The following is a 22,211-nucleotide window of genomic DNA, read 5'->3' as shown; positions in this document are numbered from 1 at the left end:
GGTTCCCGCTCGGCCTGCGCCGGTCGGGGTCAATCACATATACATGCCGCCATTGATATGCAGCGTTACTCCGGTGATGTAAGAAGCGCCCGCACCCGACAGAAATACAACTGCCGATGCGATGTCCGACGGAAGTCCGAGTCGCTTCATCGGTACCTGTGCCAACAACGCGTCGCGGGTCTTCTCATTGAGCGAACGTGTCATGTCCGTATCGATGAATCCCGGTGCGATGCAGTTAACCGTGACGTTCCTTGATGCAATCTCTTTTGCAAGGCTCCTCGTAAATCCCTCGATACCCGCCTTGGCCGCCGAGTAGTTGGTCTGTCCCGGATTCCCGGTTGTCCCGACCACCGATGTCACGTTGATGATCCGTCCGGCCTTGGCCCGGATCATCGAAGGCGCGAAGGCCCGGCACATACGATACACTCCGCCAAGATTTGTCTGCAGGACATCGTCCCACTCCTCTTCCTTCATTCTTAAGGAGGTTGTCGCGGGTGATCCCCGCGTTGTTCACGAGAACAGAGAGCTTACCATATTCTTCCTTGATCAAGCCCGCCGCAGCCTCCACCGACGCCGGGTCGGCGATGTTCAGTCCAATGCCGCGAACCTGAGTCTCCGGGCCCAACTCGGCGGCAACCCGCGTCGCGGACTCCGCGGTGGTCGCGCTGACGATCACGGTCGCGCCGGCTTCAACAAACGCCTCCGCGATACCGCGACCGATCCCGCGGGAACCACCACTCACCAGAACAACCGAACCGTCCATATTCATCCATCCTCCCGAAGGGACGCCGCCACACGATCTAGGCTCTCCATGTCGGATACGTTGTAGAGCGTCAGGTCTCGCGAGACGCGTTTGGCCAGGCCCGTGAGCACCCGCCCCGGACCCAGTTCAATCAGCGTATCGAATCCATCGGCGATCAGTCGTTGCGTCGTCTCGTGCCACCGAACGGCGCTGGCAACCTGCTCCACCAGTCTGGCACGTGCATCGTCGGCCGCTACCACCGGCGCCGCCAGGACGTTGGCGTAGACCGGGACGTCGGGGGTGGAAAACGGCAGCTCGAGGAGGACCTCTTCGAGCCGTAGCGCCGCAGGTTCCATCAGAGCGCAGTGGAAGGGCGCGGAGACCTGAAGCGGAACGGCCTTTCGCGCGCCGGCCTCGAGCGCCGCGAGCCGTGCACGTTCCACTGCCTCCGCATGCCCCGCGATTACGATCTGTTTCTCTGCGTTGAGGTTTGCGGGCTGGACGACCTGCCCGCCGGCAGCGTCCTCGCAAATCGCCGCGACCTGTTTCAGTTCGAGGCCGATCAGCGCCGCCATCGCCCCGGTGCCCACCGGGACTGCGTCCTGCATGAACCGACCGCGCTGACGGACCGTTCGGACGGCGTCGTCGAAGGAGAGCGTGCCGGCGGCGACATGGGCCGAGTACTCGCCGAGGCTGTGGCCGGCAGCGGCGGCCGCCTGGACTCCCCGGCTCGTCAGACCGGCAAGCGCCGCGACGCTACAGGTCAGGATGGCGGGCTGGGTGTTCTCCGTGAGAGCCAGCTCATCCTCAAGCCCATGGAAGCAGATCCTGGAGATCGACTCGCCGAGGGCCTCATCGGCGCGATCAAAGACCTCACGGGCCTCCCGGAGGCCATCGTGGAGGTCCTGCCCCATCCCGGGATACTGCGCGCCCTGCCCCGGAAACAGAAAGGCGATCCGGCTCACCAGCGCACCACCGACGCCGCCCAGGTCAGGCCCGCTCCAAACGCCGCCATCAGGACGATCTGCCCCTTGGTGATGCGGCCCTCGCGAACGGCTTCATCCAGGGCGATCGGGATCGAGGCGGCCGAGGTGTTTCCGATCCGATCGATATTCAGGTAGCAACGATCCTCGTCAATCCCGAGACGTTGCCCGACGGCGGAGATGATCCTCAGGTTGGCCTGGTGTGGGATGAACCAGTCGACATCCTTCGGGGTCAAGCCGGCCTCCTCCAACACCTCCGAGCAGACACCGGCAATCGACCGCACGGCCATCTTGAATGTCTCGTTGCCACGCATCTGGATGAAGTGCGAGCCCTCGTCGATCATCTTCTGACTGGGAGGCTGAGCCGAGCCACCCCCCGGACGACAGATGAAGTCGGCCATGCTGCCGTCGGAGTGCATCGCGGACGCCAGTGTCCCTCGATCGGAGTCCTCGGCTTTCATGACGACGGCGCCGGCGCCATCCGCGAAGATCACGCAGGTCGCCCGGTCGTTCCAGTCCACGAACTTGCTGAGGAGCTCGCCACCGATGACCAATGCGGTATCGCTCTGCCCGTTTTCCAGGAACTGCTGAGCGATGGCCTGGGCATAGATGAACCCGGAGCAGCCGGCAGCGACATCGAACGCCACCGCGTTGCGACAACCCAGTTCATGCTGAATCGTGCACGCCGTCGCCGGGATCGGCATGTCCGGCGTCACGGTTGCGAGGACGATCAGGCCGACATCGGCCGGATCGACGCCCGCCGCTTCCAGCGCGTTCCGACCGGCGGCCGTCGCGAACTTCGAGAGGGCTTCATCGGCCGCGGCGATGCGTCGCTCGCGAATGCCCGTTCGTGTGGTAATCCACTCGTCCGACGTATCCACCATCTTCTCGAGATCGGCGTTCGTCAAGATTCGATCCGGAAGACTCCTTCCGGTTCCGGTGATCACAGCACGCTTCATCGATGACAGCCCTCTATTTTAGGACCACAGACGCCGGGGATCATACCGCATGGTGGGTCGGGTGCGTGGGGGCAGGCCGATGGGCCCGCAGGGTCGAATAGCAAGGGAAACGTCGGGCGGAGCGCTAAAGCTCCGGCGGCTCGACGATCTCCCGCCCCTTGTAGTTTCCGCAGTGGGGGCAGACCCGGTGAGGCAGTTTCTTCTCGTGGCAATTCGGGCAATCGGACAGACCAACCTTCGGAAGGGCATCGTGTGCCCGGCGTTTATTCTTCCGCGCCTTCGAATGACGTCGTTTAGGATTGGCCATCGGATTTCCTCTTCTGTATCTGCGACTCGCGGAGGGCTCGCAGTGGCTCCAGTCGAGGGTCCACACTCCCCGCAGCGCAGTCGCACTCTAGGAGGTTTCGGTTGATGCCGCAAGTCGGGCAAAGACCCTCGCAATCCGGCTGACAGAGCGGTCGTAGGCCCAGCTGGAGGAAGACGGTCTCCCGCGCGACTTCCACGAGATCCACGCGGCCGTCGACCAGTTCCAGGGTGTGGGTCAGATCCGGGTCCATCTCGGTCTCGCCGGCCGCCTGGGGGGCTGGCTGCGGGACCAACTTCAGAGAGAGTTCGGCCCGGATCACGCTATCGGCGGGTTCCAGGCAGCGGACACAGGAGCGGCGGATCGTCGCGTCCAGGATGCCGTCCAGTCGTGGTGCTCCGTGCCGATGAGCCACCGTCCCCTGGAAGCGTCCGTCCTCGAGTGAGACCGGATCCCCCTGCGCATCCGCCAGGGGGTCTGCGGAGAAGATCGCCTCCGACAGGGTCAGATCGAACGCCTCCCCGTTGAGGCCCATCTTGTCGAGTTGGATGATCACGAATCAATCCCGCAAAGCACGGGATTATAGCAGGCAGGCTAGCCGAGGTTGTCCAGCTCCCGGGAGGCCTGCTCGTGGGCCGGGACCAGCTTCAACGCCTCCTCGAACTGCCGGCGCGCACGGAGCTTGAGCCCCCGTTTCTTGTAGAACAGCCCGAGCCTGATCCAGTAGTCCGCATTCCAGGGGTCCAGCTGGGTCGACTTGGTGTAGTTCTGCTCGGCCTGATGCTGCCAACGGGGCCCCGGGTTTCGTACCTGACAATCGGCGAGCAAGTAGTAGAAACGTGCCTCCTCGGGATGATAGGAGATGGCCAACTTCACATACTGAATCGCGTTGTGGTAATCCCCATCCCGCTCAGAGTGTCGAGCCTTGGCGAAATAACTCTCGGCCACCTTCGAGGCCTGCTCGAGCGCCAGCTTCGAACGGGTCTTGTCCATCTCGACCCGGACCAGCAAGTCGTCGGCGCCAACGCCGTTGTCGGAACCGGGTATCGCCTCAGGCGCAGAGTTGACCTTGACCTGGGTCAGCGTGAGGAACGCTTCGATGAAGCGTGACTCGAGGACGGCCAGTTCGCTTCGGAACTTCTCGCGAACGGCCGGGAGGATCCGCTCGCGACTGAATATCTGCTTCGCGTCTTCGTAGGCGCGCTCGATCGCCTCCCGCGGTGCCGACGGCGGGACGCTGAGAATCTCGTGAGGGTTCTGCGATCGCATCTGCTCGTAGGCCTGACGGATCGACTGCTCCTGGATCTGTTCGAGGGCCCGACGGTCGGCGTGGTCCCGTAGGATCACCGACACTCGGAAGGACCCTTCGCAAAGGGGTGGATCGAACTCGAGTACGCCCATCACCAGCAGCCCGAAGAGGAACCGGAGGGCCCCGGTGGCCTCATCCTCGGGCAACGTGCTGAGGATCTGTACCGCGGAGGCAGAGCCGTCGACTCGGGAGAGGATGAACCCATGTGCGGGCGAGAGCTTCAATTTTTCGAGGGGTACCGGGGCCGGACGACGCACACGGATCCGATTGTCGAGACCTCGAAGCGCGTCGCGAATCGGTTCGAACTCACGCATATCGAGGATCCCCTGCAGGATCGCCTCGAAGGACGCGACGACGTCCAGTTCGACGCCGTCCTCTGCGCCGGAGCCCTCGACGAAACGGGCGGTGCCGTGGGGCCACTGAAAGACACCGCGGACCGTCTCGCGGACGATGGCGGTGCTGACCGTCGTCAGCACATCTTTCGATATCAGGCCACGCTTCAGGAGTGATGTCGCAAGCCCATCGGATCCATCCACGCCGGCGCCCGCCTCTTTCAGCGCACCGGTGGAGATCTGCTGGTTGGCCAACAGCCGCTTCCCCAGATCCCCGCCGTCCATGGAGGAATGGGCGAACGTCAGAAGCCCACGCTCGAAGAAGATCCGCGCCACATGGTCGTCGTTCTCCAGAACGAGCGAGCCGGTACGCTCCCCCAGGTATAAATCCCGGAAAATCTCGGCGAGCGTCTGAGACGTAAATGCGGACTGCAACGAAGCCTCCGACAAGGCAACCCATCAGGCCGTCATGGCCCTCCGTCACAATATAGTGATTCGGTCTCGGAATGAAAGGCGGGTGTCTGGACGAGGCGTAGAATCTAGATTAGCGCGCTATTCTCAAGTCTTCTCGGGAGCCACCCAGCCGATCGAGGCCGTTGAGCACCTTGACGACGTAATTCTCGGTCTCGGGATAGGGCGGGATATCCTGGTAGCGATCCACGGCACCTTCGCCGGCGTTGTAGCCGGCCAGCGCCAGTTCCACGGTGCCGAATCGATCCAGCAACCAATCGATATAGCGGGCGCCTGCTTCGATGTTCTGCGTGACATCAAACGCATCCTGGACGCCGAATCGTTCCGCCGTCGCCGGCATCAACTGGAGCAGCCCCATGGCACCCTTCGGCGAGACCGCCCGTGGATCGAAGGCCGACTCTACCTCTGCCATCGACGTGAGGAGCGCCGGATGGAGTCCATATCGGCGTGACGCGGTCTCGATCATCGGCGCGTACTGGCCCGCTCGCTGGCGCCAGGCTCCCCCGGCTCGCAGCGCGGGAGCGGGAGGCGTCGTGATCTTGTCCGGTCGCCTCTCGGTGAACCACCCCTGCACCCGGTCGGCCGGAACCTGGAGCGAGCCACCGCCCTCCAGCCGCAACTCGACCTGGTTGCCCACCGGGTGGATCGACGCCACGCGAAGCGTCTGGCCGCTGGTCAACTTTACGATCTCGGCGGCGTCCAGCGGCCCGGGTGCCACGAGGAGCAGCCCGAGGATCAAAGCCGGTCCCGCAGCCTGGAGTCTTCGATTCATCATGCTCTTTATACGGACGGAATCGCTCAGGGTCAAATCAGCGGCGATCGAACGCCCGCTCGATCTCCTCCAACGTCAAACGAAAGAGGATCGGACGCCCGTGAGGGCAGGTGGTCGGATTACGACACTGAAATAGGTCCCCCACCAGTCGCTGCATTTCGGGATCCGACAGGCGGTGGTGAATCTTGATGGCTGCCTGACACGCTGCGCTGGTGATCCATTTCCGCCGAAGGGCCGGAATGTCGGTGACGGCGCGATCCAGGCCCTCGGCCTCGCCGAGGAGGGACAACAGCAACTCTGCGGGGTCCAGCTCCGACGCGATCGCCGGGACCGCCTCGATCCGGACCGTCGTGCCACCGAAGCTGTCGACGCGAAAACCGAGCCGCTGGAACTCTTCCCGCTCGGCCTCGAACAGCTGATGACGGATGGCATCCAGCTCCAGCGTGACGGGGAACATCAGCGGTTGAACCTCGACGACACCTTCCTCGGCCGCGGCGAGGAATCGTTCAAAGAGAACACGCTCGTGGGCGGCGTGTTGATCGAGCAGGACGAGCCCGTCCTGCTCGCGAGCGACGATATAGGATTCGTCCAGTTGTAGGAGCGCGTGGACGGCGCCCACAGACCTCGGCTGAACTCGGTCGGGTAATGGCTCTTGTCGCGGCGGCGGAACCGACCGGATCGGGTCCGGAGCCGTCCGTTCCACCGGGCTCGATACGGTCGTCGCAGGCGACGGTCGCGAATCCAGATAACTCAGGGTGGCTCGACGAAGCGGTTCGCGTATCGCGTCCGCGTTCTCCGGTCGCAGATCGCGATAAGTGGGCACGGCGTCGGTCGCCCCCATCGACATCATCAAGGTGTCTCTGACGAGATCGTGGACTCGGGAACTGTTGCGGAAGCGGACCTCATGCTTCTGGGGGTGAACGTTGACATCCACCTGATCGGGAGCGATCTCGACGAATAGGAGCATCGACGGAAAGCGGCCTCTAGGCATCGTATTTCCATAGGCCTCGGCGATTGCGTGAGCCAGCACTCGATCCTGAACATGTCGCCCGTTCACGAACAGATGCTGTCCGTCCCGACGAGGTAGTCCATCGGTGGGTCGTCCCGCAAGCCCGCGAACCCGAAACCCGTCCTCATAGTGATCGAAGGCGAGCAAACGATCCACGGCCTCCTTGCCGTAGATCTGTCCATAGCGCTGGGCCAGATTGTCTACGGGCTCGACACGCAAGCGCTCGCTGCCGTTGTGGGTCAGCACGAAACGCACACCGGGATTGACCAACGCGTGACGTGTCATTCCCTTCACGACGTGTGAGAACTCGGTGCTCTCGGTACGGAGGAACTTTCGTCGGGCCGGCATGTTGAAGAAGAGTCGTTCAGCACAGATCGTCGTCCCCCTGGAACGCGACACCGTATCGACCCCTTCGATCTTCCCACCACGGACGCGAACACGAGTGCCCGCTCCGGCCTCGACGGCCGTCTCCAGGCGAAAGACCGAGACACTCGCGATACTCGAGAGCGCCTCCCCTCGAAAACCGAGAGAGCCGATCGACTCGAGATCGCCGGCGCTCTTGAGCTTGCTCGTCGCGTGTCGCTCGATCGCCAGGAGCGCGTCGTTGCCGTCCATCCCACAGCCGTCGTCTTCGACCTCGATCGACTGACGCCCCCCTGAGCGAATACGAACCTGAACGGTCGTTGCCCCGGCATCAAGGCTGTTCTCGACCAGCTCCTTGATGACCGAGGCCGGACGATCGACCACCTCGCCGGCTGCGATCCGATTGACGACGCCATCGCTGAGTACCTGAATCCGACCCACCGTAAACTCCCGTTGTTCCCCGAAAAGGCCCCAAACCGCCATGGTACACCGCGTCAGGATGGACACCGGTGTGCCATTTTTGCACTTGCTCGAGGCCCGGTACGGTCGAATCGTCGCTCCATGTGCGGGATGCGGCCCGGGCCGAGATCGAGGCCCGGGCCGCTCGAACCGGGAAAAACCGGGATTCGCTGCACGGACTCCGCACCGAAACCGGGGGATTTGTCGGTTTCTCCTCCGGAATAGGCAGGTCGGCACGGGGGTTGCTTTATACGGGGTGCGTGGGGACGCAAGGAGATGAACGATGCTATTCCCGTTACTACAGCCCGAGCGATCGATCGATGACTTCGTCGACAAGGACGAAGGGTGTCGCATGTCGGCCCTGCTGGCGGATAAGGCCGAAAAGAACCAGGAGGAGCGGCTCTACAGCAAAGAGATCCGCCGACTGGTTCGTGCGGCGCTGTTCAACCTGGACGATCGCGAGCGGCACATCATTCGCAATCGTTTCGGCATTCTTGGTGGCAAGGAACTGACACTCGAAGAGATCGGACGAACGCTCAACCTGAGTCGTGAACGTGTCCGCCAACTCGAGCGTGAAGCGAAGCAGAAACTGCAGACAAATCTCGAGCGCTATCAGTCCGGCCTCCGTTACTCACTGGCATGAACGCAAACACATGACCCCCTGGATCGTCGCCTCGGCCAACCCCCCCCCTCCTCCTGGCCGAGGCGGCGGCCCCCCTTTCCTAGAACGCGGTCCCGATAGCGAAAAACAGCTCCGCGTCCGATTCTCCGACCTCCCGATCCAGCTTTCGCCCGTACTCCAGTCGAAGCGGGCCGATCGCCGTCTCGTAGCGAAGACCGATCCCTAGAACATGCCGGATATCCGTGACGTCAAAGTCCTCGATGGTCGGGTAGATGTTTCCGGCGTCATAGAACAGGTTCCCGCGCAACGGACCGAATAGCGGGAATCGAAACTCCTGATTGAAGATGAACATCGACTCGCCGCCGGCGGGGAGCCCGTCGGTCATCGGACCTAGCTCATCCCGTCCAAACCCTCGAACCGTCGAGTCCCCTCCTGCGAAGAACCTCTCCGACAGCGGAACCCGCTCGCTGACGCCAAACGGCTCGGCAAGGCCCAGTCGCATACCACTTGCAAGCGTGATCTGATTTGAAAACGTGTGGACCCACGAGACCGTCATCTGAGTCTTCAGCATCGCGACCTCGCCGCCGAAGGCCGGCGCGAAGAGTCGAGTGCTCAGGCTGCCGTAGGTTCCGCGCCGAGGGAGAAGCGGATCATCGCGGGAGTCACGGACGACCGTGAAGCCGACATCCCCGAGCCCCAGGTTCTCGAGCTTCTCCTCGGTGACCGCCAGAGAGTCTTCGATCTCGCGAAGATCGACGCGTTGGTAGTTATATCGGGTGAAGCTGTTCCATTTCCTATTCCACCGACGATCGAAGCGAATGGCGGCACTACGGCGGAGAACCTTGAACCCGATCTCATCACGATCCTCGACCGATAGGTTGACGAGAACCGGATCCTTCCTGCCGAAAAGATGCGGAGCCTCCCCGATGAACTGGACGCGGGTAAGGATGTCGCTGGCGTGCCCTTGAAGACTCAGGATGCGGTTGCGACCACCGATGTTCTGGTGGCTCGCGGAGAAGCTGATTCGCTCTCCACCCTCCGAGTCATAACCAATCCCCACGGAGGTCGCCAGCGGACGGGCCTCTTCCACGCGTACGGTCAAGACTTGTGGCTCGGCGGCATCTCCCTCTTCACCGACGGCCGCCGGATCCGTCGTCAATCGCACGTTGCTGAACACTCCGGTTCGATACAACTCGTGCTGGCTTCGCAGAAGCGCGTCCCGGGAGATGAGCTCACCGGGCTCAAGCTGCAATGCCCGCTTGATCACATTCTCGCGAGTCGACTGCGCGCCCAGGATCTCGATCGAGTGCAGACGCTTCGGCGTTCCGGGAACAAGCTCGAACTCGACGTGGACCCGATCCGCCTCACGCGTGACACTCGATCGAACCCGCGCGTCGGCGTAACCGTGGGAATCGAACTTTGCCCGAACGGCACTCTCCGCCTCGAGCATCCGGATCGGCGAGTACGTCTGCTCCGACTCGATGGTGAGCCACCCGTGCATCTCCTCATCCGGGAACGGACTCTCTCCGGAGAACGTGAGCTCTCCGACACGGGACCGTTGCCCCTCGTGGACAAGGATGTTTATCGAGGCGTTCTCGCCGTTCCTCGACAGGCGAATGCGCGGGTCATCCACTTCGACATCCAGGAACCCGCGACTTCGATAGAGGTGTGCGATGGCACGAACGTCGTCCTTCAGGACGCCGGGCACCAGGAGTCCTTTCTGCAACAGGCTCGCCGTACGGGTCAACAACTGCCGGCGGACGTCCGCCGCCGGAAGATTCTCGACGCCTTCGATCTCCAGCTCGCGGACTCGCACGACCGGTCCACGATCGACGGAGAACACGCAAACGAGCTGCCCGTCGTCATCGACGCGTTCGAAATGCTGGACGTCGGCGGCGTAGTATCCGCGCGCATGAAAGTCTGCCAGTAGCTGTTGGATGGCATCGTCGTAAAGGTCATCGCCGAAGACGACGACGCTCCAGCGATCGCGCAGCAAGGCGTCCAGGCGTTTCCGTTCATCCTTCTTGTCTACACCATCGAATTCGACGGTCAGTATGCGACCGCGGGAGACCCAGTACTCGACTTTGACTCTGGCACCGTCTCCGATCGGAGTGGCGACCGCGTTGACCTCGGCCTCGATGTGTCCGCGACCGACCAGCATCTTCCGTAAGGACTCGATCCCGGCGAACATCGTCGAGCGTCGATAGGGATCCCCGACATTGAGTTTGATCCGCCGACGTGCTTCGTCCCGATCGTTCCCGGTCAGCCCGCCCACGAAGATCGATTCGATGCGGGCTTCGACTTCATCACCAGCGATGTCTGCCGAGGATCGCAATGCCACGGCGGCCTCGTGTTCCGCGTCGGGATCGAGGTCGGGCTTTTTCCACCAGTAGCGATCGTAGTACTGAATATCGCCACCGATTCCGCCCTCGGTATCCCGCGTCGCACTGGCCCGGGTCTTTCGAGACAGCCTCCACTGGATCTCGTAGAGTTGGTCTTCGGTCGAGTTCAGGTCGGTCGAGAGGATGACGAACAGATCGTCCGTCACGGCCTTGCCGATGGTGATCCGTGCCGTCGGGTCGGCGTCCTCCTGGGTCAAGAGGGGGTCGATCTGAAACCGCTCCAGACGGAGGACCCGTTCCAGTTGTCGTTCGAAGCGATCGGTCAATGCGCCGGCGAAGTAGTTCGCCGCGAGGTCTCCGGTGAATTCCGTCCGACCGGGGCGCCCACTCAGATCCTGCATCGTACGACCCGTCGTCAGCAGAGCGATGATGTCCTGCTGTGCGAGGGATGGTGTGCTCGTGAGGTCATACTCAAACTGACTGGCGGTCCCCTCGACCCTCAGGTGAATCGCATACTCGGCGACCTGCGTCACAGCATGAAGGGTGATGTAGGGATCGAGGCGGGCCGGATCGACGAAATCCAGAGTCGCCGTTAGAATCCGGTATTCCAGATCGCGGAATCGAATCTGGCCGCCGTCACGCAGGGCCGCGCGTCCCGCGATCTCTGGACGCGCTGCCGTGCCGACGAGTTCGAGGTCCATCGTTGCTTCGCCCTCGATCAGATCGTTTCGGAGCCAGACCCCGGAGTCTGCGATGATATCGACATCGAACTCCAGGTCGAGCGGGAGTCCCTCGATGGCGGTGCCGCTCACTGCGCGTCCGCCGGCACCCCCGATACCTCCCAGATCGAACGGCTCGTCGTACAGGCCCCTTAGCACCTCGACACGCCCGACGAGGGTCTGGTGATCGATCAACGACTTCCAGGTGAGGTCGGCGTCGTAGATGCCGCGAAATCCCTCGGGGCCGTCGAGACGGACGTTGGCGGCAGAGAGGTCAAACTCGAACTCCGGGTCGGAGGGATTCAGCAGATTCGCTCCACCGACCACATGAATTTCCCCACCACCGAATCGGCCCGTCAGCGTGTCGACGGTCAGTTCGCTGTCGCGAAAACGCATCCGTCCCGTCAACGCGGCGATGGTTTCCGGGAACCCGAGCCAGTGAAGCCGCCCGTCAACGAACTCGACCGAGCCATCGAGGTCGAGGCCCGCTGTGGAATAGGCGGCTCGAAGATCGACATCGGCGGTGCCGGCGGCTCTTATCTCGGGTTCGACGGCGGAGAGCATGGCGAGGTTTACGCGACCCGCGAGGCTCGCGGACACTTCATCGGCTGCGGGTCCGGACTGCGCGTTGCCCCTCAGTTGGGTATCGCCGCTCCCGAGATGCAGTCCCCGGGCCGTCCAACCACTCGGCCCGGCCACCAGATCGAACGGGTCCAGTAAGCGCAGTTCGTGCGCACCGAATCCGGACGAGGCATCGGTCACCGTGCCTTCGATCTGGATGCCCTCGGGTTCGCTCAACGAGACGTGGACATCGAACGTACCGCTGACGGAGCCGTCCTGGTCTTGCAACGATGCATGAAGCGAGCCCAGAGGTGTCTCATCGAGCTGGACCGTCATCACAGCGGGCAGAGGCTCGACGAGCAGGAGTGTCCCGTCGACCTGCCACCCCGCGTCGGCCGCCGAATCGGCTCGGAAGGCGAGCCGATCCCCCAGGAGAGCCAGGTTGCCCTCAAAGTCGCCGAGCTGAAACGGATCCGAGTGGATGTCGTGACCGCGGACCGTCAACTCACCCTGAAGGCCGTCGGCTCGAGCGTCGATCCGGCCCGTGACCGTCAGCTCACCCGCGACGGACGCGGCTTCGTCGCCCCAGGCCGCAAGGTCCCCCAACTCCAGCACGGCGGAGTCAATCTCGATGGACTGCTCATCGTGAATCAGGTCCCATGTTCCGCGACCACGAAGCTCGAACCCATCGCCCTCGGCTCGTAGCTCTCCGAGGCTGAGGACCGACGAGGTCGCGGTGACCTGTGTGGATGCCGTTCGGATCGTGTGGTCCATCATGCTGACGTTCTCGACCGTGAAGGAGCCTGCCCCCTCGAGCCCTCCTTCCGTCGTCTGGGCCGAGAGGTCGCCACTCCAGATTCCCGAGACCCCCTCGGCGAGGCCGAGTTGCTCCAGGAGGAACGCCGGGTAGAACCCGTGCACGTTGACATCGACCTCTAGCGGTACGGATCGACCCATGTCGATCGCGAAGTCCCCCTCCAGCCGCTGTTCGTGGATCCACAGCAGCGTGTCGGTGATCGCGAGACGATCATCGTCGATCGTCAGCGACAGACGAAGCCGGTCGAATTCCTGGAGACCCCAACCGCCGTCCTTCAGGTCTACCGCCAGCTCCAGCGGCGCCGAATCCTGGAGGCTGAAGCCTGCACTAAGTGTCCCGCTCCCCGTGAGTGGCCAGGCCGCCTGCTGCGGGAGCTGTTCCCCCAGGGCTGCGAGGACCTGCTCCACGCCCTGGTGGGTTGCAGAGGCATCGCTCGTCGACCCGTTCAGGACGATGCGTCCCGGCGTCTGATCCTCGGCGATCCTCAATTGACCATCGACGGTCAACGTGGCGCTAGCCAGTTCAACGGCCTCGGCCCGTAGGGACATGACGCCGGCATCGAACGCGATCTCCCCGGCTCCCACCACCGTCGGCAATCCGCCCAGGGTGGACTCCATCGCCTCGCCGACGAACGTCCCCTCTCCATCCCAAGTCGTTCGGTCACCGAGCGTACCGGTCAGACGCAACGATGCGGCGAGGGTCGATGCGACGGGCAGCGGGACACCGATCCAGGCCAGTAGACCCTCGGCGGAGACGCCCTTGCTGTCCAGATCGAGATCGATGGTCGTCGGTCCACCGATCCCGATGACGACGCGACCGTTCGCGACACCGCCGAAGCTGTTGGCGACGAGCTCCTCGAGGGTTACCGACTCCTGATCGATGATCAACCGAGCCTGAGCCTGGCGCGCCACCAGATCATCGACGTGGACATCGGAGGAGACCAGCGGCCCCTCGACAAGCCATCCCTCGTGGTCCACCAGAATGTGCAGGTTCGCCTCGGCAGCGCCGGAAAACCTGGGCATGGATTCGTCGAGGTAGGGCTCGATGGCGTCGAGCTCCAGATCGACGTCTCCCTCGAGGCGTGCGAGAAATTCCTGGCGCCAGTCCAGATCGCCGGAAAACAGGCCCGAAACTCCCGGCCCCGAGACCTCCAGGCCGACCAGACGGACCTTCCCGGGTGTATAGGCATAACGGCTCACGAAACTCAGCGGGTAATCCACGCCGATCGGCGAATCTCGTACCGAAACCTCGCCGGCCAGTCGACCGTGCCAGCCCGGGCGTGACGCGTTCTCGATTCCCGTGATCGAGAAGGACGAGGCATGCAGGCTGGAGTTGCGCTCGTGGTCATCGATTCGGATCCTCGCGTCGGAGATCTCGAGGTCGTCGATCTGGAGCTGGAACGGTTTGGCGGGCCCCGTCTTGGGGTTGGGATCCATCGCAAACGCGCCGTCGATCTCGACGGTAGGCGACTTCAGAGTGACCTGGGCGAGATGCTCCTGAGGGTGCGAGAGATCGAGCAGGATGCCGGTGTCGAGCTTGACGGACCCGCGGTCCAACGCGATGTCCGCCGTGCCGGCACCGCTCTTCAGATGGACCTCGAGGCCCTCCAGGTTGGCCTCCAGTCGCCAGAGATTGATCTCGAATCGATCGACCTCCAGCGTCCCATCGAACTCGGCCGCGAGGCGGGAGCGAGCCGCCCCCAGAATCCATGACTCTAGGCGTAACCGCGCAATGGGCGTCGCGACAACCAGAGCGATGACGAGTACAAAGATCCCTCGCTTGACACGACGACGCCATGTCAGGCCGCGCTTAGTAGGAGTCGGTGAGGAATCGACGATCGGTCCACCTCGGAGTTGCGAAACCGATCTAGTTTACGATGAGGAGTGCCCGAATTCTAACCGGCCGGATCGATGCGGGTGCTAGAGGTCGTCGTCGTCCCCGGCCTTCCCCGAGGCAGCCTCGGTCGCCTCGTCCAGCACGTTATCGTCGTCATCCTCGAAGTCGGCCTCTTCCAGCTGCCCCATCTCGTAGAGCTCCTGGCAGCGAATGCAATAACGAGCCCAGGGTTCGACCTCGAGCCGCTTGACGGGGATCTCTTGACTGCAGTTCATGCAGTTGCCGTAGTTGCCACGATCGATTCGAGCCAGCGCATCCTCGATCAGCCGGAGCTGCCCACGTTCCATCTCCGTCAACGACAACATGAAATCGCGGTCGTAGGAACTGACCGCGTAATCGATGTAATCCTCGGTTCCATCCGTAGATGAATCCCGCGTACTCCCCTTTGCAGCGTTGTACGCGGCGAGAAGACTGTCGTGCCGTTCGAGAAGGATCTTCCTGAGCGAAGCCACCTTTCTCCGGCGAGCGGCGCGCTCGGCTTTTTGCGCCGGGGTCAGCTTCGTGCGCTTCTTCTTGGCGGGTGCTGCGAGTTTCTCCGCCTTTGCGGGCCGCGCGATCGTGGCGATCTTCTCAACCTTCTTCGTGCGGCGGGGAGTCTTCTTCGCGACCTTTTTGACGACCTTCTTCTTGGCGGTCTTCTTGCCGCCCTTCTTCGCTAACTTCTTCGCCACCTTCTTCTTGGCCTTGGTCTTTGTGGCCTTCTTCGCGGTCTTCTTGACGACCCTCTTCTTGGCCGCCTTCTTCGCGATCTTCTTCTTCTTGACGATCTTCTTCTTCTTGTTGGTCTTCTTCTTGGCGGTTTTGGTCACACGTGCCTTCGTCTTCTTCTTCTTCTTGGTGGCCTTCTTTTTCGCGGCCTTCTTTTTGACTGACCTGGCGGCCATCTCGACCTCCAATACGTGTTGCCCGGCTCGGATCTGTGGTGCAGGTTCTCGGCTGAACCCGCCCCCAAACGGGCGGTAATATAAATCCCGGGAAGTTACCCGTCAAGAAGTTCCGTTAGCATCACGCCGTTCCGGAGCCTCCCCCCTCACTGAGGCGTGCCTGGGCGGCGGCCAGACGGGCCACCGGGACCCTGTAGGGCGAGCAGGAGACGTAATTAAGTCCCAATTCGTGGAAGATCCTTACGCTCGCCGGATCCCCGCCGTGTTCGCCGCAGACGCCCAGCTTCAGGTCTTTTCTCCCGGCGCGCCCGCCGTCGATGGCGGTGGCCACGAGCTTGCCGACCCCTTCGGGGTCCATCGATTCGAACGGATCTCCAGGCAGGATGCCCTGCTGGATGTACTCCGGAAGAAACCGAGCCACATCGTCCCGTGAGTAGCCGTAGGTCAATTGGGTCAGGTCGTTGGTCCCGAAGGAGAAGAACTCCGCATGTTGGGCGATCTGCTCCGCGATCAGGCAGGCTCTCGGAATCTCGATCATGGTTCCGACGAGGAACCGGACACGACTCTTCTTCCGGGCCATGACGGCGCCGGCCATCTGACGGATCAGGGACTCGAGGTCCGTATACTCCCGCAGCGTTCCCACCAGCGGGATCATGATTTCCGGGAGGACCCGGATACCGGACGACCGGCACGAGATCGCCGCTTCGATGATCGCCGTCGCCTGCATTTCATAGATCGCCGGTACGGTCAGGCCGAGGCGGCAGCCGCGATGGCCGAGCATCGGATTGGTCTCACGGAGTTGCTCGACGAGACGCTCCACTGCCTCAACGGAGCGACCGGTGTCCTTCGCCAGTTGACGAAAGTGTCGCGGCTCGGTCGGCAGGAACTCGTGAAGAGGCGGATCGAGTAGGCGAATGGTGACCGGATAGCCGTCCATCGCCTTGAAGATCCCGACGAAGTCGCGTCGTTGCATGGGAAGCAGCTTTCGGAGAGCGTTCCGTCGTCCCTCTTCATCCCTCGCGAGGATCATCTCTCGCATCGCGGCGATTCGGTCGTCACCGAAGAACATGTGCTCGGTCCGACAGAGACCGATACCTCGGGCGCCGAGCGCTCGGGCGACCAGGGCATCCCGCGGTGTGTCGGCATTCGTCCGGACGGACAGTCCGGACTCCGCATCGGCCCAGCGCATCAAGCGCTCGAACATCGTCAACATGCTGGAGCCCTTCTTCGGCTTCTTTCCGCTCGCGCGGCGGAGCACCGACTCCTGGATCTCCGAGGGCTGGGGCTCTAACCCGCCGGTGAGTACCCAGCCACGGCCGCCGTCCATCGAAAGGAGGTCCCCCTCCTTGACGACCGTGCGTCCCACACGGACGCGTCGATCCTTCTCATCGACCTCGAGCGCTTCGGCACCGACGATGCAGGGCTTGCCCATGCCACGGGCGACCACCGCCGCATGGGAGGTCATCCCCCCGCGACTCGTGACGATCCCCTCCGCCGCCAGCATCCCACCGATGTCCTCGGGGCTGGTTTCGGCCCGCACGAGGAGAACGGGTTTGCCGGCCGCCGCCATCGAGGCCGCCGTCTTCGCCGTCAGGGCGATGTGCCCCGTCGCCGCCCCCGGCCCCGCCGGGAGTCCCGTCGCCAGCAGACGACCGTCGCGGCTCGCGGTAAGCAGTGCGGCCGGTTCGAACTCCGGTGCCATGAGTTGGGTCACCATCTCGGGATCGACCCGCCTGACAACTTCCTTGCGATCGATCCGCTTACTTCGATGGAGGTCAAACGCGATCTTGAGCGCCGCGCGGCCGGTCCGTTTTCCTGTGCGCGTCTGAAGCATGAACAACTTGCCATGCTCGATGGTGAACTCCACATCCTGCATGTCGCAATAGTGCTGCTCCAACTTCTTTCGAATGGCCAGCAACTCGCGATACGCCTTCGGCATCCGAGCTTCGAGAGACTCTTCGTCATACTCGGCGGATTGACCACGACGGATGGGTAGAGGCGTCCGGATGCCGGCGACCACGTCCTCACCCTGGGCGTTGATCAGGTACTCGCCGTAGAGTTTGTTCTCGCCACTCGCGGGGTCGCGCGTGAATGCGACGCCGGTGGCACAATCCTCACCGGTATTCCCGAACACCATGCACTGGATGTTGACCGCCGTCCCGAGCGAATCGGCGATCCCGTATTGTCGTCGATAGATCTTGGCCCGGTCGTTGTTCCAACTTCGGAAGACCGCACGCACGGCTCCCCACAGCTGCTTCTTGGCATCCTGCGGGAAAGCACGCCCGGTTGTCTTCTTGACGTAGTCCTTGAATCGCTCCGTCAACGAGATCAGGTCACGAGCGGTCAGGTCCATGTCCCGCGTGACCCGTCGTCGACGTTTCGCCTGCTCCAGGAGTTTGTCGAACGGTTCTTTGCCGAGTTCAAGGACGACATCGGCGTACATCTGGATGAATCGGCGATAGGAGTCATACGCGAATCGCGCGTCTCCGCTGCTCTCTGCCAGGCCGCGAGCCGAACGGTCATTGAGACCGAGATTCAGGATCGTGTCCATCATCCCGGGCATCGAAAACATCGCGCCGGACCGGACGGAGACCAGCAAGGGGGTGTTCGGGTCACCGAACCGGCGGCCATGCTGTCGTTCCAATGAGGCCAGGGCCTTCTCGGCCTGGCTCACGAGGCCGGTCGGAAAACGTCCCCCACCTTGGAAGTAGGCGTTACAGGCAGCGGTCGTCAGGGTGAACCCGGGTGGGACCGGGATACCGATCCGCGTCATCTCGGCGAGGTTGGCCCCCTTCCCTCCCAGGAGGGCCTTCATCGTCGCATCACCGTCGGTTCGGTGGGTGCCGAACGCATATGCCCAACGGCTCATGCCGTCTCCTTCTCGGCCTTCCCGGCCAACTCTCTCAAATCGAAACAGCGAATGAGGATGGTGCGCAATCGGGCCAGCAGGTCCGCGCGCGCGACCGAACCACCGGGGTCCTTCTCGTCGATCACGAGGACGTCGGCGAAGAAGCGGTCGACGGGCTCCACGAACATCGCCAGCGTATCGACGACCCCGTCGTAATTTCCGTCCGTCTCCTGGTTGACCAGGATCTCTTGTTTTGCCTCGACCAACGTCGCCAGTTGCCGTTCGGAGTCGGACGACAGGCCATCGGACGCACCGCCCGCCTGATCGCGCATGCCGTCGAATCGTTCGGCGTTGCGCGTCAAAATCGTATCGACCCGTTTCACCAGGTCGGCAAGTCGCGAGAAGTCGTCCCGGGCCCTGACGGCGGTGAGCGGGGCCAGGCGTGCCGCGATTCCGGCGGGACGGACCTCGCCGACGCCGCTGCGTTCGATCCAGGGAAGCCAGACGGCCTGGATCTCGTTGACATGGAATCCTGCGTCCCGCAGAAACTTCTGTAGCCGGTCGGCCAGGAACTCCCCACACGCGTCCCCACCGCCACAGGCACGTAATAGGTCATTGATGCTGAGATCCCACGCCCGTTCGATCAATACGCGAAACAGCCCCGAGCCCGCGCGTCGAAGAGCGAGCGGATCCCGCGACCCGGTAGGTGTCTCCCCTGCGCCGACGAGGGCCGCGATCGAGTCCAACTTGTCGGACACCGAGACCAGGCAGCCGATGTCGCTGGCGGGGATCGGATCATCCGGCCCCTCGGGGAGGTAGTGCTCGTACACGCCATCGGCGACCTCGACGTCTCCGCCCTCCTCGCGGAGCATCAGACCGCCGATCTTGCCCTGCAACTCGGGAAACTCGCCGACGGTCCCCGTGACGAGATCGATTTTTGCCAGTGTGGCCGATTCGCCGGCACGCGCCGTGCGTTCTTCCGGCCAATCGAGCCGTGCCGCTAGTCGCGTTGCAATCGCCACGGTACGCTTCGCCTTGTCGAGATAACTGCCGACTTTGGCGTGGAAGACCACACGCCCCAGTTCGTCTAAGCGCGACGCCAGGGTTCGCTTGCGATCCTCCTTCCAGAAGAAGCGAGCGTCCTCGAGACGACCCGAGACCACCCACTCGTTACCCCTCTGGATATGCCCGGACGGGTCTCGATCCGTATTGGCGATCGCCAGGAATCCGGGGAGCAACTCCCCTTCCGCGTTCTCCATCGAAAAGCACTTCTGGTGATAGCGAAGCGTGACGACCAGCACCTCCGGTGGAAGACCGAGGAAATCCTCTTCGAACCCGCCGCCGACCACACCGGGCCATTCGACGAGATCCACGACCTCGTCAAGCAGGTCGGGGTCCGCACGGATCACGCCACCGAGTCGAGTTGCGGTTGCCGAAAGGAGCGATTCGACACGTTGCCTCCGCTCGGCGGGGTCGACGACCACGTGGGCACCCCGGAGGGCTTCGACGTACTCATCGGCGCTTGCCAACTCGACGGGGGCTTCCGAGAGAAAACGATGTCCCGTTGACGCTCGTCCGGAGGCGACGCCAAACAGCTCCATCGCCAGCACCTCGTTTCCATGAAGCGCCACGAGCCAGTGAACCGGTCGAACCCATCGATGATCTCCCGTGGACCATCGCATCGTCTTCGGGAAGGTCATGGCCGACACGGCGACCGGGAGACGCTCCGCGAGAATCTCCGCCAGCGTCTGCCCGGTGACTTCGCGCTCGAGGCCGACGTACTCCCCACGATCGGTCGTTACGCGCTGAAGAGTAGCGGGGTCGACCCCCTGCTTGCGCGCAAACCCCTCCCCTGCCTTCGTGAGGGTGCCGTCAGCGTCATAGGCGACGGAGACGGGCGGGCCGGTGACTTGCTCTCTGCGGTCGGGCTGACGCTCGCCGACGGACGCCACACGAACGGACAGCCTCCGCGAGCCACCCCAGGCAACGCATGTTCCCTGTTCGACGAGTTGGGCCTCCTGCAAGATCCGGACGACGGCGTCTCCGAGCGCCTTCGCCGCCTTCGGAATCATCCGCGCCGGAATCTCCTCGCAGCCGATCTCCAGTAGGAGAGTTCGTGCATCACTCACGTCTGAACCTCGGGTGTCAGTCTCTCTTGATAATGACGGGCGCACCGACACGAGAGTTTTCGGATTCGTTGGATATGCGCCGCTCGTTCCGTCACACTCAGCGCGCCCCGCGCGTCAAGCACGTTGAACAGATGCGAACACTTGAGTGTCGCCTCGTAGGCGGGAAGGATCAACGGAGCGTTGACCTCCTCGCCGTCAACCTCTCGCACGCGATCCAGCAGCCGTCCGGACTCTCGCTCCCAACGCTCGAACTGTTCGCGAAAGAAATCAATGTCGGCCTCTTCAAAGGAGTACGCCGAGTGTTCGTACTCCTCCGCGTGTCGAACGTCTCCGTAGCGTACCGTCTCCGTCCAGGGAATGTCATAGACGTTTCGGATGTCATTCAGGAACATGCAGATTCTTTCGATGCCGTAGGTGAGCTCCACCGATATCGGCCGTAATTCAATCCCGCCGACCTGCTGAAAATAGGTGAATTGCGAGATCTCCATGCCATCCATCACGACCTGCCAGCCAACGCCGCCGGCGCCGAGCGTCGGCGACTCCCAGTTATCTTCCTCGAACCGAATGTCATGTTCCTCGGGGTCGATTCCGAAGGCACGGAGGGACTGTAGATACAGGTCCTGCACATCGAGCGGCGCGGGTTTCAGAATGACCTGGAACTGATAGTGCTTGTACAGCCGCATCGGATTCTCGCCGTAGCGACCATCGACCGGCCGACGGGAAGGCTGACAGTAGGCGACGCGCCAGGGCTCTTCTCCAAGGACGCGAAAGAACGTGTCGGGAGCCATCGTTCCGGCCCCGACCTCGACGTCGTACGGCTGCTGTAGGACGCAGCCCTTGTCCACCCAGAACTGCTGGATACCAAGAAGAAGTTGCTGAAAATTCATCGGGGTTGACCCTCACCCACGGGAAACTGCGCGAAATGACGATAGGTGCGAAAACGGCGCTCGGCAAATGCCTCCAGTCGACCTCGCAGGAGACTCTCCACCGGGCCACCCGGTCGAGCCTGGGCGACGTCCAGCGTGAGATCGTTCGGTGCCGAGCGTTGCAACTCCAGAAGGAACCGACGCAGCTCGCGACCGAAGGGTCGGCCAGGACGACCATCGACCTCGTGACATTTTCGACACATCAGTCCACCGTGATCGACGAGCCTGGGACTCTGGCCGAGATCCTCGTGACAACGCCCACAGACGTCAATCGGATCCTGAAGTCCGTGAAGTCGAAGCATCCAGAACTCGAAGTAGCGCAGCAGCAGATAGGGCGAGTGCCCGTCCCGCAGGGCCTGCAGGATCGCACCGATCAGTCGATAGATATCCCGCTCCGCCTGGGCTTCGTGACTGAACGCCTCGGTGACCTCGGAGAGAACGGCGCACATCGCGTGGACGATCGGGTCGGACTGGATTTCCGTCCAGTCGGCACGGGGCTCGACACCCTCCAGCCGGTGGAGATCCCTGCCGGGCTTCTCGACCCAGCGCGCATTGACCTCGTTGAGTGTCTGGAGCAACCCGCCGAAGCGCTTTCGACTCCGTCGCGCACCCTTTGCGACACCGCGCACGAGACCATGCTCCTTCGCCAACAGACTGACGATCCAGTCAGACTCCCCCAGAGGCTGCGTACGGAGTACGTATGCGTCGTCTTGTAGGGGTTTCAACGCGTCCCTCGTGCGTCTTTTTCGAGCCAGCCATGAAGC

14 protein-coding genes and 1 pseudogene are annotated in these 22,211 nt (G+C 62.9%); 1 reads left to right on the top strand and 14 read right to left on the bottom strand.

The features are described 5' to 3' along the window. Positions 1–33 precede the first annotated feature (33 nt). From fabG to mutL, 8 genes and pseudogenes are all read right to left on the bottom strand, one after another. Positions 34–769, bottom strand: a pseudogene (gene fabG, locus OES25_09230) (3-oxoacyl-ACP reductase FabG). Beyond that, positions 766–1,707, bottom strand: a complete 942-nt coding sequence (gene fabD / locus OES25_09225; protein MDH3627825.1) for an ACP S-malonyltransferase — start codon at positions 1,705–1,707, stop codon at positions 766–768. The pseudogene fabG and the gene fabD overlap by 4 nt, the downstream one beginning before the upstream one ends. Continuing rightward, on the bottom strand, positions 1,704–2,684 hold the full coding sequence (locus OES25_09220) for a ketoacyl-ACP synthase III (protein MDH3627824.1): 981 nt from the start codon (positions 2,682–2,684) through the stop codon (positions 1,704–1,706). The genes fabD and OES25_09220 overlap by 4 nt, the downstream gene beginning before the upstream one ends. Positions 2,685–2,808: 124 nt before the next feature. Further along, positions 2,809–2,991, bottom strand: coding sequence for a 50S ribosomal protein L32 (gene rpmF, locus OES25_09215; protein MDH3627823.1), 183 nt, complete (start codon positions 2,989–2,991; stop codon positions 2,809–2,811). Beyond that, positions 2,978–3,544 carry a DUF177 domain-containing protein gene (locus OES25_09210; protein MDH3627822.1) on the bottom strand — a complete coding sequence of 189 codons (567 nt, stop codon included), beginning with the start codon at positions 3,542–3,544 and terminating at the stop codon, positions 2,978–2,980. Before OES25_09210 ends, rpmF begins: the two co-directional genes overlap by 14 nt. A gap of 38 nt (positions 3,545–3,582) precedes the next feature. Continuing rightward, positions 3,583–5,064 (bottom strand): DUF4388 domain-containing protein, encoded by a 1,482-nt coding sequence (locus OES25_09205; GenBank protein MDH3627821.1) that lies wholly within the window; start codon positions 5,062–5,064, stop codon positions 3,583–3,585. Positions 5,065–5,173: 109 nt separating this feature from the next. Continuing rightward, a complete protein-coding gene (locus OES25_09200; GenBank protein MDH3627820.1) occupies positions 5,174–5,875 on the bottom strand; it encodes a lytic transglycosylase domain-containing protein in 702 nt (233 codons plus the stop codon). A 34-nt stretch (positions 5,876–5,909) separates the two neighbouring features. Continuing rightward, on the bottom strand, positions 5,910–7,685 hold the full coding sequence (gene mutL, locus OES25_09195; GenBank protein ID MDH3627819.1) for a DNA mismatch repair endonuclease MutL: 1,776 nt from the start codon (positions 7,683–7,685) through the stop codon (positions 5,910–5,912). Between the two features lie 301 nt (positions 7,686–7,986). On the opposite strand from mutL, the gene OES25_09190 reads away from it, so the two are divergent. After that, positions 7,987–8,346 (top strand): sigma-70 family RNA polymerase sigma factor, encoded by a 360-nt coding sequence (locus tag OES25_09190; GenBank protein MDH3627818.1) that lies wholly within the window; start codon positions 7,987–7,989, stop codon positions 8,344–8,346. A 79-nt stretch (positions 8,347–8,425) separates the two neighbouring features. Here OES25_09190 and bamA read toward each other — a convergent pair whose 3' ends face one another. From bamA to recO, 6 genes are all read right to left on the bottom strand, one after another. Beyond that, complete coding sequence (gene bamA, locus OES25_09185; GenBank protein MDH3627817.1) at positions 8,426–14,320, bottom strand: outer membrane protein assembly factor BamA; 5,895 nt, start codon at positions 14,318–14,320, stop codon at positions 8,426–8,428. A 363-nt stretch (positions 14,321–14,683) separates the two neighbouring features. Next, a complete protein-coding gene (locus tag OES25_09180) occupies positions 14,684–15,544 on the bottom strand; it encodes a TraR/DksA family transcriptional regulator (GenBank protein ID MDH3627816.1) in 861 nt (286 codons plus the stop codon). Positions 15,545–15,665: 121 nt separating this feature from the next. Next, complete coding sequence (ppdK, locus tag OES25_09175) at positions 15,666–18,413, bottom strand: pyruvate, phosphate dikinase (protein ID MDH3627815.1); 2,748 nt, start codon at positions 18,411–18,413, stop codon at positions 15,666–15,668. Beyond that, a complete protein-coding gene (gene glyS / locus OES25_09170; protein MDH3627814.1) occupies positions 18,410–20,521 on the bottom strand; it encodes a glycine--tRNA ligase subunit beta in 2,112 nt (703 codons plus the stop codon). Before glyS ends, ppdK begins: the two co-directional genes overlap by 4 nt. Further along, positions 20,518–21,408, bottom strand: a complete 891-nt coding sequence (locus OES25_09165) for a glycine--tRNA ligase subunit alpha (GenBank protein ID MDH3627813.1) — start codon at positions 21,406–21,408, stop codon at positions 20,518–20,520. Before OES25_09165 ends, glyS begins: the two co-directional genes overlap by 4 nt. Beyond that, positions 21,405–22,172 (bottom strand): DNA repair protein RecO, encoded by a 768-nt coding sequence (recO, locus tag OES25_09160; GenBank protein MDH3627812.1) that lies wholly within the window; start codon positions 22,170–22,172, stop codon positions 21,405–21,407. The genes OES25_09165 and recO overlap by 4 nt, the downstream gene beginning before the upstream one ends. Between the last annotated feature and the right edge of the window lie 39 nt (positions 22,173–22,211).

Source organism: Acidobacteriota bacterium (genome assembly GCA_029861955.1).
Lineage (GTDB): Bacteria > Acidobacteriota > Polarisedimenticolia > Polarisedimenticolales > Polarisedimenticolaceae > JAOTYK01.
Note: the sequence above shows the minus strand (reverse complement) of the source record. Positions and strands in the feature narration are given on the sequence as shown.